Annotated in this window: 9 protein-coding genes and 1 tRNA gene; 2 read left to right on the forward strand and 8 right to left on the reverse strand. The window is 69.7% G+C overall.

The window, feature by feature from the left end; genetic code table 11:
- Window positions 1-2: 2 nt before the first annotated feature.
- Together VKZ50_21400 and VKZ50_21405 are read left to right on the forward strand one after the other, a co-directional pair.
- The gene (locus tag VKZ50_21400) at window positions 3-3,746 is read left to right on the forward strand and encodes an error-prone DNA polymerase (protein ID HLJ62286.1); all 3,744 of its coding nucleotides are present in this window, start codon (window positions 3-5) and stop codon (window positions 3,744-3,746) included.
- Between the two features lie 442 nt (window positions 3,747-4,188).
- Window positions 4,189-5,679 carry a glycosyl hydrolase family 79 C-terminal domain-containing protein gene (locus VKZ50_21405; protein ID HLJ62287.1) on the forward strand — a complete coding sequence of 497 codons (1,491 nt, stop codon included), beginning with the start codon at window positions 4,189-4,191 and terminating at the stop codon, window positions 5,677-5,679.
- Window positions 5,680-5,724: 45 nt separating this feature from the next.
- On the opposite strand, the gene VKZ50_21410 is transcribed toward VKZ50_21405, so the two are convergent.
- From VKZ50_21410 to VKZ50_21445, 8 genes are all read right to left on the reverse strand, one after another.
- The gene (locus VKZ50_21410) at window positions 5,725-6,045 is read right to left on the reverse strand and encodes a GYD domain-containing protein (GenBank protein HLJ62288.1); all 321 of its coding nucleotides are present in this window, start codon (window positions 6,043-6,045) and stop codon (window positions 5,725-5,727) included.
- Between the two features lie 310 nt (window positions 6,046-6,355).
- Entirely contained in the window at window positions 6,356-6,877 is a 522-nt protein-coding gene (locus VKZ50_21415; GenBank protein HLJ62289.1) for a hypothetical protein, read from the reverse strand.
- Window positions 6,878-7,586: 709 nt separating this feature from the next.
- Window positions 7,587-7,663 (reverse strand) — tRNA-Ile (locus tag VKZ50_21420).
- Window positions 7,664-7,724: 61 nt separating this feature from the next.
- Window positions 7,725-9,254 (reverse strand): glycosyltransferase family 39 protein, encoded by a 1,530-nt coding sequence (locus VKZ50_21425; protein HLJ62290.1) that lies wholly within the window; start codon window positions 9,252-9,254, stop codon window positions 7,725-7,727.
- A 101-nt stretch (window positions 9,255-9,355) separates the two neighbouring features.
- The gene (gene tyrS / locus VKZ50_21430; GenBank protein HLJ62291.1) at window positions 9,356-10,684 is read right to left on the reverse strand and encodes a tyrosine--tRNA ligase; all 1,329 of its coding nucleotides are present in this window, start codon (window positions 10,682-10,684) and stop codon (window positions 9,356-9,358) included.
- A gap of 61 nt (window positions 10,685-10,745) precedes the next feature.
- The gene (locus tag VKZ50_21435; protein ID HLJ62292.1) at window positions 10,746-11,714 is read right to left on the reverse strand and encodes a cation diffusion facilitator family transporter; all 969 of its coding nucleotides are present in this window, start codon (window positions 11,712-11,714) and stop codon (window positions 10,746-10,748) included.
- Entirely contained in the window at window positions 11,711-14,101 is a 2,391-nt protein-coding gene (locus tag VKZ50_21440) for an endonuclease MutS2 (GenBank protein ID HLJ62293.1), read from the reverse strand. Before VKZ50_21440 ends, VKZ50_21435 begins: the two co-directional genes overlap by 4 nt.
- The gene (locus VKZ50_21445) at window positions 14,098-15,018 is read right to left on the reverse strand and encodes an alkaline phosphatase family protein (GenBank protein HLJ62294.1); all 921 of its coding nucleotides are present in this window, start codon (window positions 15,016-15,018) and stop codon (window positions 14,098-14,100) included. Before VKZ50_21445 ends, VKZ50_21440 begins: the two co-directional genes overlap by 4 nt.
- Between the last annotated feature and the right edge of the window lie 290 nt (window positions 15,019-15,308).

Genomic DNA, 15,308 nt, shown 5'->3' on the forward strand with positions numbered 1-15,308 from the left:
TCGTGTACACGCCGCTGTGGTGCAAGAGCGCGTTCTCATTTTTGGAGGGCGCATCACACCCCGAGGAGTTGGTGGACGAGGCGCACCGCCTCGGCCTGCGGGCTATCGCGCTGACGGACCGCGACGGCGTGTACGGGGTGGTGCGCGCGCACGTGACGGCACGCGAGACGGGATGCCGCCTGATCTCCGGCGCGGAGGTCACCCTCACCGACGGCTCGATGGCCGTCCTCCTCGCGCAGGACCGCACCGGCTACGCGAACCTCTGCCGGCTGCTCACGCTGGGGCGGCGCCGGTCGCCCAAAGGCATCAGCACCGTCACCTGGGCCGAGGTCTGCGCGCATGCGCGCGGCCTCATCGCGTTGTGGGGCGGAGATCGGAGCCTGCTCGCTGGCGAGTCCGTCCCGGACGCGGTCGCCGGATCGGTGCGGGACGCGTTCGGCGACGCGGTGTACGCACTCGTCACCCGCCACCGCCAGAGCACCGACCCTCGCCAGGAGGCGCGGGTACGCAACCGTGCCGCCCGCTACGCCCTCCCCGTCGCGGCCGCGGTCGAGGTCCTCTATCACACGCCCGCCCGCCGGCCGCTGCAGGATGTCCTCACCTGCCTCAGGCACGGGACCCAACTCGCGGACGCCGGGCGGCTGATTAAGCCCAACGCCGAGCACGCCGTGCTCTCGCCGTACGCGTTCGCAACACTGTTCCAGGACGATCCGGACGCCGTGGCCCGCACCGAGGAGATCGCCGCACGGTGCGTCTTCTCGCTCGATCAACTCCGCTATCGCTATCCGGAGGAACGGGTCCCCGTGGGCACGACCCCCGAAGCCTGGCTCCGCCGACTCGTGTTCGAGGGCGCCCGGGAGCGCTATCCAGACACGGTCCCGACCGACGTCGCGCAGCAGCTCGAAAAGGAACTGACGCTGATCGCCGAGCTGGACTACGGAGGGTACTTCCTGACGATGTGGGAGATCGTCCAGTTTTGCCGCCGGGAAGGAATCCTCTGTCAGGGACGCGGCTCCGCCGCCAACTCCGCCGTCTGCTACTGTCTGGGGATCACCGCGGTGGATCCGGTGCGGATGAACCTGCTGTTCGAGCGCTTCCTCTCCCGGGAGCGCGCCGAGCCGCCCGACGTAGATCTGGACATCCAGCACAATCGCCGCGAGGAGGTCATCCAGTTCGTCTACACGCGATACGGACGCACGCACGCGGCGATGGTCGCGAACGTCATCCGCTACCGCCCGCGGTCGGCCGTGCGGGACGTCGGCAAGGCGCTGGGGATTCCGGAGACCGGGCTCGACCGCCTGGCCCGGCTCCTTGACTACGGCGGCGCGGTCCCCCCGGAGACGCTGCAGGCGGCGGGGCTGGATCCGGAGACCCCGGCGCACCGGCACCTACTGCGCCTCACGAACGAGCTGGTGGGACTCCCCCGCCACCTGTCGATCCACCCCGGTGGGTTCTTGCTGGGCGATCACCCGGTGGACGAGATCGTCCCGATCGAGAACGCCACGATGGACGACCGGACGGTCATCCAATGGGACAAGGACGATCTCGAAACCCTTGGGCTGTTCAAGGTGGATTTGCTTGGGCTCGGCGCGCTCACACATCTCGACCTGGCGTTCCAGTTGCTCCGGGGCCACCGGGGCGTCGCGCACTCCATGGCGACGATCCCGGCGGACGATCAGGCGACGTTTGCGATGGCATCCCGCGCCGACACGGTCGGCGTGTTCCAGATCGAAAGCCGCGCCCAGATGGCGATGCTCCCGCGCCTGCGGCCGCGCAGCTTCCATGATCTGGTCGTCGAGATCAGCATCGTGCGCCCGGGCCCGATCACGGGAGGGATGGTGCATCCCTATCTGCGCCGCCGGAACGGCGAGGAGAAGGTCGAGTATCCTCATCCGTCGCTCATCCCGGTCCTCGAAGGGACCCTCGGCGTTCCCCTCTTTCAGGAACAGGTGATGCGGCTCGCGGTCGTCGCCGCAGACTACACGCCGGGCGAGGCCGACCAACTGCGTCGCGACATGGCGGCCTGGCGCCGCACCGGCCGCATCGAGCGCCACCGCGACCGGCTAATCTCGCGCATGCAGGCCAAGGGAATCGCGCCCGAGTTCGCCGAGCGGGTGTTCAAGCAGATCTGCGGGTTTGGGGAATACGGCTTCCCGCAGTGTTGCGTGGGTGAGACCTGGGTCCTTGATGCCTCGACGGGCCGCTGGGTCATGATCAAAGACGTGGCGCACGGACGCGTGCGGTTGCGGACCACGCTCGCGTGCGACGCGAATCTCCGTCTTCGCAAACGCCGCGTGACAGGGGTGACATCGAGCGGGCCCCGACCGGTCTTTCGAGTGGTCACGGCGCTCGGACGATCCGTCGCCGCCACGATTGAGCATCCGATCCTGACCCCGGAGGGATGGGTTCCGCTCGGTGCCCTGCGGCCGGGAGATCGCATCGCCGCCGCGCGCAGGGCCACAGCTCCAAAGCCCACCAATGGAATCCATCAGGACGGGATGACGTCACGCGAGGTCGTCCCGGTGGGCGTGAGAGAAATCGTCGACCGCGAGGTCGCTCGACGCCCCGACGCCCGGCAGCAACGCACTCCCCCCACCAGCTTGCGTCTGCACGAGGCGCAACCCGGTGATGTACTGCGCTGGTCTGTGGCCCGCGCTGGGCGCGAGCGTCGATCCTCGGATCGTCCCCAACTCGCCACTGCCGACGTTTATTGGGACCGCGTCACGATGATCCAGCCGCTCGGTATGCGGGACACGTACGACCTGCACGTGGAAGGCGACCACAACTTCCTCGCCAACGATCTCGTGATCCACAACTCGCACGCCGCCAGCTTCGCCCTGATCGCCTACGCGACCGCGTATCTCAAGTGCCACTTCCCCGCGGAGTTTACGTGCGCGCTCCTCAACGCGCAGCCGATGGGCTTCTACAGCGCGGCCACGATCGTCGAGGACGCCAAACGCCACGATATCGTCGTCCGGCCGGTGGACGTCCGGCAGAGTGCGTGGGACTGCACGCTCGAACCGTGCGCGCGCGCCGGCGGAATGGCCGTGCGCATGGGGCTGCGCTACGTCCACGGGCTCGGCGAGGATGCCGGCACGCGCCTGGTACGCGTCCGCGACGAGGCGCCGTTCGCATCGCTCGACGACTGCGTGCGGCGGGCCGGGCTCGACCGGGGTGCGCTCGCCGCCCTCGCGGAGGCGGGGGCATTCGAGCGCTTCGACGACAACCGTCGAGCGGCGTTGTGGGAGGTGCACGGCCTGGCGCGCCGGCGAGAAATCGCGCTGCCGATCAGCGTGCCCGAACCTGCGCCGGCGCTCACCCCCCTGAGCCTCCGCGAGCAGATCGCCTGGGACTATCGAGTCGCCGCCCACAGCACCCGAGGACACCCTCTGGAAGCACTCCGGGAAGACCTTCGGTCTGCAGGCCTACCTGACGCGCGCACTGTCGGCACACTCCCCAACGGCCGCGCCGTCCGGTACGCGGGGCTCGTCATCTGCCGGCAGACGCCCGGTACTGCGTCGGGCGTGACCTTCATGACGCTCGAGGACGAGACCGGCTTCGTCAATCTCGTCGTCTGGGAACGCGTCTTCGAGCGGTTCGTGACGTTGGCTAAAACCGCCGTGTTCCTCGGCGTCTCGGGAACGATCCAGCGAGAACACGAGGTCGTCCACATTGTCGCCCGGACGCTGTGGACGCCGTCGGTCCACCACCGCCCGCCCATGCTCCGAAGCCGGGATTTTCACTAGCGGGGCCGGACGAGCGCTCGGCTCGACGTAGCGGCGCGGATCTCACTTACGGGCCGGGCGCGCGTTCTTGGACGGCCGGCGACGGCCGGTGAGCCGCGCAAGCACGCGGACCGAGCGGCCGGACACCTGCATTCCGCGACGCTTCGCGCGGCTCACGTCGCGGCGCGCGGCGTGACGATCCGGTGCGTCAGCACTCAGACGCGGCACTCACGTCCTCCCCAGGCGTGACATCCACACGCGCGCCTCGTCGCCACCCGTTCACGCGGCCGGGATGCAACCCGCGCTGCGTTCCGTTACCCTGTCGGGCGCCACACTTCCTGTCGCCGCCCGTGCCGTTCCGGCCGACGGCATGGTACGATCTGGATCGGCGATCCACCCGATCACGCGGAAACAGATCCGGCCCCGGCGGAGCGGCGGGCCGGCCACCGGGGGGCGAAACGCAATGTGTGCGAGCGGAAGGCTTCGATACCTGGCGGCCGCGATCGCCGTGGTGTTTGTGGTGTGTCTCAGCGGCAGCCCATCGCCCGCGACGGGCGATCCGTCGGAGGCCGGCGGACGGGGCGACATCTCGGTGCTCGTGAGCGGGATCCCGCTCGGCGCGGAGGTGCCAGACGAGTTCCTCGGCTTGAGCTTCGAGACGACCGCCCTGGACGATGACGAGTTCGCCGCGGATCGCCCGGTACTGATTCGACTGTTCGCCAATCTCGGCACGGGCGTCGCCCGATTTGGCGGCAACACGCTCGACCAGTCGGCCTGGACACCCGCCGGCGTCTTTGAGGGCGCCACGTCGACCGTGACCCCGGCCGATCTGCAGCGCATGTTTGACTTCACTCGGCAAACCGGCTGGAAGGTGTTGCTCGGCCTGGACCTCGGCCACTACGATCCCGAGGCCGCGGCCGACGAAGCGGCGACGGCCACGCTCCTCGGGGCCGGGTCGCTGGACGCCTTTGAGTTCGGCAACGAGCCCGACCTGTACGTCCGCACCTACGCCGGGGCCCTGCGTCCATCCTCGTACGGCGTGCCGGAGTACCTGCGTGAGTGGCAGGAGTACCTCCGGGCGGTGCGGCGCCGCGTGCCGAACGCGCGGGTGGTCGGCCCGAGCATCGCCGGCACGGCGGGCGGCGTCGAGATCCTGCGGCAGCTCGCCGAGGCAGAACACAACGAGATCGAGTTCGCCACATCGCATCACTACCCGTTGGGGGCACCGATCACCGATCTCCATTCGCCCGCGTACGCGAGCATTTCCAATCTGGTCTCGCCCGCGCTCCGGGCGCGGGAGGTCGAGGAAATCGGGGGGTGGGTGCGGACCGTCACGGAGGTCGGCCAGTCGCTCCGTCTGACCGAGACCAACTCCGTATTCGGCGGGGGCAAGCACGGCGTCAGCGACACAGTCGCCGGCGCCCTGTGGACGGTGGACTACATGTTCCGCATCGCCCAGCTCGGCGTGATCGGCATCAACCTGCACGCGACGCTCGACCGGTGCGGCGGCTATACACCGATCTGTGCGCCGACGCGCGCCGATGCACAGGCGGACCGGTTCCACGTCCAGCCCAACTATTACGCGCTGCTGCTGTTCCATGTGGCCGCGCAGGGCCGGTTCATCCCGACGAAAGTCGCCCCGAACGCGCGCGTGACCGCGTACGCCACCCGGGGCGCCGACGGCCTGACCCGGATCACCGTCGTCAACTTCGGCGTCCAGGTGGCGACGGTCCGGATCCGCGTCATCGACGCGGCCGCCGACAGTTCGGGGTCCCTCATCCGCCTGCTCGGTCCGTCGCTCGACGCCACGGAAGGCGTGACCCTCGGCGGCAGCGTCGTGGCCGCAGACGGGACGTTGACCATGGACCCGCCGGAACCGGTGGCGTTCGCCGGTGGGGTGGCGCGACTCGACCTCCCCGGCGCAAGTGCCGCGGTGCTCACGCTGTCAAAGTAACCGGGCGCCCAGGAGACGCAAGCGAGCGGCCGAGCCGAGTGTCTCCTATTCGCCGGGAGCGCGATACACGACCACTTTCTTGGCGGCCTCATCCATCTCGTCCACGGTCAGGAGCGGGATGGTCCGCAGGGTGGCCCCGCCGGCACTGCTAACCGCCAAGGACACCGCCGCCATGCTCACGTTGTCGGGTGCATCCACGATCACGTAGGCCTCCACGCCGCCGATCCCATAGTACAACGCCTCGACGGATCCACCGAGGCCTTGCATCATTTCGTGCACGGCCTTCCGGCGCGCGGTGGCTCCGCCCGACACGATCCCGGTGGCGCCTCGTGATGTGTATGCCGCTTCGATGAGGTACTTAGGCATCTCACACCTCCCGTGGATGCACTTTCTTGGGCCGAGCGCGTTCGGCTCGCGGGAAAACTTCCCGTCGACTGTCGCGGATCCTCCGTCGAACAGATCGATACGTCCGTGTCCCGTGTCCAGGGTGCGCTCGACCCACCTGCGGTGCGGGCAGATTCGCACGGGCGGCAGCAGACCGCATCGATCCCCGGTGTTTGCGACCGACGGCCTGACGCTCTCCTCGCATCCCACCATGGGGTCGAACCGAGAACGCGGCGGCCAGGCTACGGTCTGAGGAGGGGTGCCGCAGCGCGCCGGCTACGCGATTTGACGGTTACGGGGCGAACACGGTGATTTCGGTGACGGTCCGGTACCCCTCGATGTTTGCGTCGTCCACGACCGTGAAGCGGATCCCGGATGCGTAGACGAGATCGTGGGCGGTCTTGCCAATCGGTTCGATGCTCGTGGGCGCACCCATGGCGGCTTTGACTTGGGGTTCCGTCATGCCGTCGTGCACCCCGTTCGGCGTGACACTCCGCGGATCATTGTGTGCGGTCACTCGGAGGATCTGGCCCGAGAAATCTGCGGCGACATACAGTCCGCCGGCTTGCGGCGCGGTCGCACTCGGATTCGCGTCGTACCATCGAAATACGACGACCCCGCCCTGCCCGGACGGTTCGGTACTCTTGGGCATCCCCATCACCTTGATCGCGTCGGCGATGGCCATCCCGATGTGGAGCGGACCGATGCTCTGGCCGGGAAAGATGAGGAAGCCCGCCGGTGCAGATTGCTGCGCGACGCCGATTCCTACTTCGGCAAACAGCATTGCGGCGCATACGATCGCCACGAGCTTCATCAACGGATCCCCTCTTCGAACTCGTGCCCATCTTTCGCACACCCGAGGACCGTACCCTTCCCGTAACGAGGGGTTCGGGGCCCGGCCGCACCGCGCGCTGTAAGCGCCGCTTCCCGCCGTGCGACCTGGCGCGAGAACGACCACACGTGCTTTCCCCGATTCCTCACGCGGCCCGATCCTCGCCGGCAGCACACCCGGCCCGGTGTGTGATCAGTTCGCCCGCTGCCGGTGGGATCCCGGCACGCGAACCGTCAGCAGCACTGTTCGGCTGACGTCGTGGACACCTGCACTTGTCTCAGTTGTCCACAGAACTAGGAACGGTATCGAGCGGTGACGCGGGATGTCGCGAGCGATCTCCAAGCGATCCCGCCGGTCGCGGCCCTGCGCCGGACCGCGCAGCCCTCCATGTGATCCACGTCACGATGGCGTGGTGAACGGGTTCATTGTTGTCGATACCGTCGCCCGCTACGATCGAACGCGCCAGGACGATTGGAGGGCGACGACATGCGACATACGCTCGCGACAGCGGGAAGAGTCGGTCTACTCATGCTGGTGTGGCCGGTTTGGATGATCGGATGTGCACCGCTTGTCGCCACGCTGTGCCACGCCGTGTTCAGTGTCCCTCACGTGGTCGGCGCGGTGGCCGCGTTCACGGTTCCCGTGGTACCGGGAATGGGAGCCGCAGTGTATGTAGTGCACGCTACCAAGATGGTGGGCCCTCGTGGACTCGAACCACGGACCTCACCCTTATCAGGGGTGCGCTCTAACCACCTGAGCTAAGGGCCCGCCGCTCCCATAGTATATGGAGGGGTCGACAGAGCGTCAACCGTCGTGCGAGGCGGCGCCGTTACCACCGTGCCCGGAGTGAAGGCGAGGGCCACGCGGGCCGCGGCGCCCAATCGGGCACGTTGGGATCGCGGTAGCCGCCGAGATCGGCGATGCGCGTCCGCACGTGCGCCCACACGGCCGGTCCGATCTGGACGTACCCGTGCGCGGCCAGGTCCGCGCGCGTCGCATCGTCGATGACGTAGTACGGCTCCTGACCGTGGCCGTAGTCGTTCATCACAATGTAGTCGTAGTGCTCGCCGTCAATCTTCCAACGCACGTCGCCGCCGGTGTAGTCGATCCACCGCGGGTCCCCGCCCGCGTAGAACATCGTCTGCGGAGTGTCCACGATCGTCCGCCCTTCGGGGAGTCGGGCCGCGATCCGGGCCGAGTAGAACGGCGCCGGGTCGATCGCCGGGGCGTGCGGCATCGTGGCGCGAGCGATCCGATCGCCCATCGGATCCCAGAGATCGTACGCCAGCGTGAGCCCGAGCACGACGGCGAGCGGCACCCACGCCGACCGGGGGATCCAGGACCGCCCCGGTGACCGCACGAGCCGCGCGCGCCAGAGCACGAGCGCCGGCAGCACCACGAGGACGTAGAGGGCTGGCAGATCGTAGTACCGGTTGGCGAGGCTGTCCCACGGTGCGATTACGTACTGGAGCAGCCACGGCGCGCACCACACCCACAGCCATCCCAACCGGGAGCGCCATCGCACGGCGATGCCAATCCCGGCGAGTAGGCACAGAAACAGCGGGACGAACAGATGCGCCTCGACCGCGAGCGGAATCTCGGTGACCGCCTTGGCAACCCCGCCGATCGTCCAGTCCCGGTGGAAGAACTCACCGCCCGGGTCGTGTGCCAGCCAGTTTGCGGCCATCCACGCCACACTCGGCAGCGCGGTGAGCCCAACGAATGCCGCGGCGACGCCGAACGCCGCCGCCGGCCGCGCGGGACGCGCGGGCCACCAGAACAGCAGGTAGACCGGGACCAGCAGGGCGGCGGTGAACTTGAACCAGATGGCGACCAGCAGCCACAGCCCCGCGCCGACGAGATCTCCCGAGCGGCGCTCATCGCGGTACCGGAGCATCAGCACGGCACCGGCGAGACCGCAACAGATGCTGGGCGTATCCAACTGCGCGTTCTGCGCGAAGTAGACGGCGCCGGGCGCGACCGCCACGCACGCAGCGGCGATCAGCGCGACCTGTTCGCTCCGCATGACCCGGCGGACCAGGACCCCGACGAGGATGATCGCCACGACGCCGCTCACCACCATCGGCAGCCGGGCCGCCCACTCGGTCGGCCCGAACAGCCTGAACGATGCCCAGATCATCCACGGCACGCCCGGCGAGAACGTCCGGTCCACCCCGAGTTCGTTGTGCTGGGACCACAAGCCGTACCGGTCGAAGTTGAGCGCGATCATGGCATAGTGCCCCTCGTTCCACGCCATGAGCCGGTTGAAGGGACGAGCGAGGTTGGCGACCCGAAGCAGCGCGCCGAGGAGCGCACAGCCGACCAGCCCCCACCGGTAGGCGCCGAGCGGGAGGTGCACGTCCTCCCACGGCGCGCGCGGGCCCCGGTCGGCGGCGTCCGGCCGACGTTCCGCGGGGTCGATTGCCGAAAGGGAAGCGCCGGCCGCAGAGACCGGGGGGTTCACGCGTCGAGCCAGACCCGCACGAAGCGGCGACGCCCCACCTGAATCCGGCGGCCGCTTGCGGGACCGACGGCCGTCCGCGCGGCGTCGTCCGGGAGGTGCACAAACACCACGTTGCCCCTGGCTTCGACGGCGCCCGGATTGCCAGGGCCGAGGTGGGCGGAGATCGGCAGGTCGTCGATCCTCACGCCGTCCTGATCTCGCAGGCGCCGCGCCTCGCTGTTCGACTTGGGAAAATCGGGGACGCGGGCGCCGAGTTCCACGAGCAGGTGTTCCAGGCGCACCGCGTCGGTGCCGACCAGCTTCCCGGTCTTCTGCAGCTGCGCCCGGCTCAGCGTCACCTCCGGGATCTCCTCCGGAAGCTCGCGCCCCCGGAACACGCGCGCGAACTCCTCCTCGGCCGCCTGGGCGGCGGCTTCTCCGTGATACCGGGCCGTGATCGCCCGGGCGAGCCGTTGTTTCGCGTCGCGCGGATGCAGCGTGTTGTTCCGCAGCGCGGCCTCGATCACGCGGATCTCCTCGAGCGGCACCAGCGTGCAGTACTCGAAGTAGGGAATCATCAGGTGGTCCGCGAGCGACATGACCTTGCCGTACATCGCGTTGGCCGGCTCGGTGATCCCGATCGCGTTGCCGAGGCTCTTGCTCATCTTCTGCACGCCGTCGAGCCCGGGCAGCAACGGCGTCAACACGACGACTTGAGGCGCCTGCCCCACCTCACGCTGCAGCTCGCGACCCATCAGGTTGTTGAATTTCTGATCCGTCCCGCCGAGCTCCACATCGGCCTGGATCGCGACGGAGTCGTACGCCTGGCAGAGCGGGTACAGGAGTTCGTGCAGGTGGATCGGCAGGTGTTCCCGGAAGCGCTTCTCGAAATCGTCGCGCTCGAGCAATCGGTGCACGGTGGCACGGCTGGCCAGCTTGATGACATCGTAGAACGTCATCGGCCGAAGCCATTCGCTGTTGAACACGACCCGCGTCCGGGCCGGGTCGAGGATCAGGCTGTACTGGTCGCGATACGTCTTGGCGTTCTGCTGGATCTCCTCCGGAGACAGCGCCGGACGGGTCTCGGACTTGCCGGACGGGTCGCCGATCAGCCCGGTGAAGTCGCCGATGACGAGGATCGCCTCGTGCCCGAGATCCTGGAACTGCCGAAGCTTCTGCAGCACAATCGCGTTGCCGATGTGGATGTCGGGCGCCGTGGGATCCAGCCCCAGTTTGACGCGCAGGGGCCGGCGCTCTTCGAGCTTCTCAAGCAACGCGTCCTCGCTGATGATCTCGACGGCGCCCCGGCGGAGGCGCGCGAGTTGCTCGTGCGGGGGGGTCGTCACGGCGGTGATTATACCATTGGCCCGAGCGAGGGGCTACCCGGGCCGATCGGATGCGGACGACTCACCGCGGCACGCCCCCCGTCGCGCGGGGGCGTACCTCGGGGGCACAGTCGGTGTGCCAAGGCGCCTCGACGGCCTCCGTCTCGAGCTGGATCGTGGTATGACTGAGCCCAAACCGCTCGTGCAGCGTCGTGCACAACGCCATGAGGATGTGGTGTCCCTCGGCCGGGTTGGCGATGCGCACGTGCGCGCTTACGGCGGGAACGCCAGCGGTAAGCGACCAGACGTGGAGGTCGTGGATCTCGAGCACGCCGGGGACCGCGCGCATGGCGGCTTCGACCGCCGGCATCGAGATCCCGCGCGGCGTCGCCTCCATGAGGATCGCCACGGCGTCCCGCACCGGCGCCCAGGATCCCACAAGCAGCAGGCCGGCGATCCCGAAGCTCACCCACGCATCCGCAGCGGTCCAGCCGGTCGTGAGGATCACGAGGCTCGCGGCGATCGTCCCGACGGCCGCGGCGGCGTCCCCGAGAACGTGCACGAGCGCCGCCCGGACGTTCAAGTTCTCGCCCCCAGACCGGGCGAGGAGCGCGGTGCTGGCGAGGTTCCCGGCCAGCCCGACCACCGCGACGACCAGCATCGCCGGCGCGACCACAGGGTGCGGCGCCCCGAGACGGCGGACCGCCTCGTAGATGATCGCCGCGGCGATCACCCACAGCGCCACACCGTTCGTGACCGCGGCGAGGATCTCGGCCCGTCGATAGCCGTACGACATCTGCGACGTCGCCGGGCGCGATGCCACCCAACTTCCCACGACCCCGAGCCCAAGGGCGCCGACGTCCACGAGCAGATGTCCCGCGTCCGCCAGCAACGCGAGGCTACCCGTGACCCAGCCCCCCACCGCCTCGACCAGCAACAACGACAGCGTGACCCCGAGGGCGAGCCCGAGCGCCCGCGCCGAGCGCGCCGTCTCGCCGCCGCGCTCGGGTTCGTGACCGTGCCGGTGTCCCGGCGCGCCGTGTCCGATCATTGTTCCGCGAACTCCACGATCGTCGCCCCCGTCCCACCCTCGCCATCCGCGCCGACCCGAAACGACACGACCTCCGGATGGTGGGCGAGGTACTCGTGGACCGCGCGCCGCAGCGTCCCGGTGCCCTTCCCGTGGATGATCGTCGCCCGCGGCAGCCCGGCGAGCACCGCGTCGTCGAGGTACTTGTCCAGCTCCGCCAACGCCTCCTCCGTCCGCTTGCCGCGCAGGTGAATCGACGCCGGGACGGAGAGCGCCTTCGCGAGGGGACCCTGCCCGGGGCCCTCACGAGCCGCGTCCGCAGCGTTCGGCGCTTCCCGCTCGGCGCGGCCGTCGTCCACACGGCGCAGCTCGTCGGAGGACACGCGCACTTTGAGCGCGCCGACCTGAACCTCCACCTCCCCGCGCGCATCGGGAAGCACCTGCACGACCCCCCGCTGCCCAAGCGACGTCACCAGCACGGTATCTCCCACCCGGAGATCTTGCGGGGGCGCGCCGGACACGGGGACCCGGGTCTCGACCGCGTAGCGCTCCGAGAGCTGCCGCAGCTCCCGCAGATGGGCACGCACCTGCGCCGTCGCTTCCGGCGTCGGCTTCGAGCGCAACGCGGCGAGGAGTACCTGAAGCTCCCCTTCCGCGCGCCGCTGCAGCCCCGCGAGTTCGGCCTGGAAGCGCTCGAGCACGCGCCGGCGGTCGGCGGCGAGGCGTTGTGCCTCCTCGCGCGCCCGCGCCTCGGCGCGCGCGAGGTCGGCCCGTTCCCGCACAAGCGTTTCGCGCTCGCGGAAGAGCGCGTCTCGCTCCTCTTCGACACGTTGGATCACGCGGGTCAGATCGGTCGCGTGCGGCGACAGGTACCCTTTAGCCCGCTCGATGATCTCCGAGGCGAGCCCCAAGCGGTTGGCGATCGCGAGCGCGTTGCTGCGCCCCGGCGTCCCGATCAGCAGCCGGTACGTCGGCCGGAGCGTCGCGTCGTCGAACTCCACCGAGGCGTTCTCGACCCCGGGATGGGTGAACGCGAGCGACTTGAGCTCGTTGTAGTGGGTGGTCACAGCGGTGCACGCCCCGACCGCGTGCAGCGTCTCGATCAGCGCACGCGCAAGCGCAGCCCCCTCCGCCGGATCGGTGCCGGCGCCCACCTCGTCCAGCAGCACAAGCGCCCGCGCGGGGCCAGGCGGCGTGCCGCGCAACGCCTCGAGGATCTCCACGATCGCCGTGAGGTGCGACGAAAACGTCGAGAGATTCTGCTCCACGCTCTGCTCATCACCGATGTCCGCGTACACGTGGGGGAACACCGCGACATCGCTCTCGGGGGCGGCAGGCACATGCAGCCCGGCTTCGGCCATCAGCGTCAGCAGTCCGAGCGTTCGAAGCGTGACCGTCTTGCCGCCGGTATTGGGACCGGTGATGACCAACGTGCGGAACGCGTCGCCGAGCCGAATGTCGATCGGGACCACGGTCCCGGTCAACAACGGGTGACGGGCCTCGCGCAGATCCACGCACCCGGCCGCGTTGAGCCGCGGCGCCGCCGCCCCCATCTCCGCGCCAACGTGCGCTTTGGCCGCCGCGACATCCAGCTCCCCGAGCGCCATGAGCGTCTCCACGATCCGGTCGCCCGCCGCACCAACCGCGGCGCTCAGCGCGGCGAGGATCCGCGCCACCTCTTCCCGTTCCTCCGCCGCCAGCTCACGGAGCCGGTTGCCGAGGGGAACCGCGGCCAACGGCTCCATGAACACGGTCATGCCGCTCGCGGATTGGTCGTGCGCCACCCCGGGAAACTGCTCGCGAAACTCGGCCCGCACCGGCACCACGAACCGGTCGTCGCGAATGGTGATCAGGGGATCCTGCAGCATCCGGGCCATCGCGGGCGTCCGCAGGACCTGCTCCATCCGTTCGCGGAGGCGCGCCTCGCTGGCGCGCCGCTCCCGCCGAATGCGGGCCAGGTCGGGGCTCGCGCCGTCCACGACGATCCCCTCGTCGTTGAGGGCACCCGCGATCTCCCCTTCCAGCTCGGAAAACACCTCGATACCGTCGGCGATCTCGGCGAGGACCGGCACGTCGGCCTCCCGCGACGCGAGAAACCCCTTGAGCGTGCGCGCGACGCCAAGGGTGTCTCGAATGTCGAGCAGTTCCCGCGGCGTGAGCACGCCGCCGATCTGCGCGCGGTGCGTCGACGCCCGGATGTCGCGGGCGCCCCGCACCGGCAGGCCGCCCGCCTGCTCGAGCAGCGCGCGCGCCTCGGACGTCTCCTGCTGGCGCCGCTCCACCTCCTCGACCCACGGCGACGGCGTGAGCGCGAGCGCCCGTTCCCGCCCGACGGTGGAGACGCACCGACCGGCCAAGCGTTCCAGCACGGCGGGGAACCCGAGCACGCGGAGGGCGCGGGGCGTCACGGGGCCAGCGCTCCGGATCGCCACAGATCGAGGCAGGCCGGCGCGACGTCGGTGATCGCCCGCAGTCGGGGGGCGAGCGCGTCCCGCCCGGCCCCCACCAGCAGCGCCGGCACCGGGTTGAGGGTGTGCGCGCGGGTCCGCGCGTCCTCGAGGTTGCCGTGGTCGCTCGTCAGCAAGACGAGGGTCTCCCGCGCATCGACGGCCGCGAGCGCCGCGCCCAACATGCGGTCGAGCCGCTCGATGACCTCGACGGGATCGCCGGTGCGACCGTGCCCCGCGAGATCCGTTTCGAAGAACTCGAACAGCGTGAACTGGTGCTGCCCCGCGATCGCGCCCAGCCGGCGCCCCGCTTCCTCGGGGGCCACCGCGGGGACGTCGATCCCCTGGCGGCGTAGCCACGTGTTCGTGAGATCATGGTAGACGGCGCGCCCGGCGCGCAAGTCGTCGAGATCGCGAAGTCGCACCCCGGCCTGCATCGCGTTGAGCGTGATCGCCGCGTGACGTAGCCGCCGGGCGGTCACCGCGGCGAAGTACCCATCGGTGTAGGCGTTGGCGAGGGCGGCCGGCACGTCGGCCGCCCGAAGCCGGACCAGGAGTCCTCGGGACGCCAGCAAGCTCCGCAGCGACGGCGTTGGATATGCGGTGACGTGGCGCCCGAGCAGCGCGGGGGCGTTCTCGCCGGTGAGCAGCGCCGTCTGTCCCGTCGCGCTCTGGGGGAGGCCGGCGACTCCGAGCCGCGCGTCAAGCGGCACGAGGGTCGCGCGCTCGGTCCGCACCCGCTCGCGTCCGGCGAGTGGACCGTCGAGCAGCGCGTGGAGCGTCGGCGTGTGCGCGCGCACAAAGGGGTTGGCCGCGGGGTCGCGGTCTCCCAGCCCAACGCCGTCCACGAACACGAGCAGCATCCGCACGGGCTGCATGCTACCATATTACTCCACGGACTCGACCGGGGATGTCCCCGGAGTGCGCCGCGTATGTGGGCCCCGCGCCAAAGACGCCCTTTCGCACGGATCCCAGCGGTGCGCCCATGGATCGGCTCACTCCGGTGATGCGAAGAAGACCCCACCCACCTGCACGCCCACCCGGACGCGTAGCTAGCCTGTGCGGCTCCCGACGCCGAATCCGCCGAGACGCCCGCCTGCCGGTACACGCCCGCACGATCCACGGTGGGCGCGCGATCGCCCCCGGCGCCCGCCAAACGTGGCCGACG

The sequence above is a fragment of the bacterium genome (assembly GCA_035295165.1).
Classification (GTDB): domain Bacteria; phylum Sysuimicrobiota; class Sysuimicrobiia; order Sysuimicrobiales; family Segetimicrobiaceae; genus JAJPIA01.

What these genes read in the sequence shown, in the direction of transcription:
- VKZ50_21405 (HLJ62287.1), top strand. Translation starts at nt 4,189, where the DNA reads ATGTGTGCGAGCGGAAGGCTTCGATACCTGGCGGCCGCGATCGCCGTG.
- VKZ50_21415 (HLJ62289.1), bottom strand. Translation starts at nt 6,877, where the DNA reads ATGAAGCTCGTGGCGATCGTATGCGCCGCAATGCTGTTTGCCGAAGTA.
- VKZ50_21410 (HLJ62288.1), bottom strand. Translation starts at nt 6,045, where the DNA reads ATGCCTAAGTACCTCATCGAAGCGGCATACACATCACGAGGCGCCACC.
- VKZ50_21445 (HLJ62294.1), bottom strand. Translation starts at nt 15,018, where the DNA reads ATGCAGCCCGTGCGGATGCTGCTCGTGTTCGTGGACGGCGTTGGGCTG.
- VKZ50_21435 (HLJ62292.1), bottom strand. Translation starts at nt 11,714, where the DNA reads ATGATCGGACACGGCGCGCCGGGACACCGGCACGGTCACGAACCCGAG.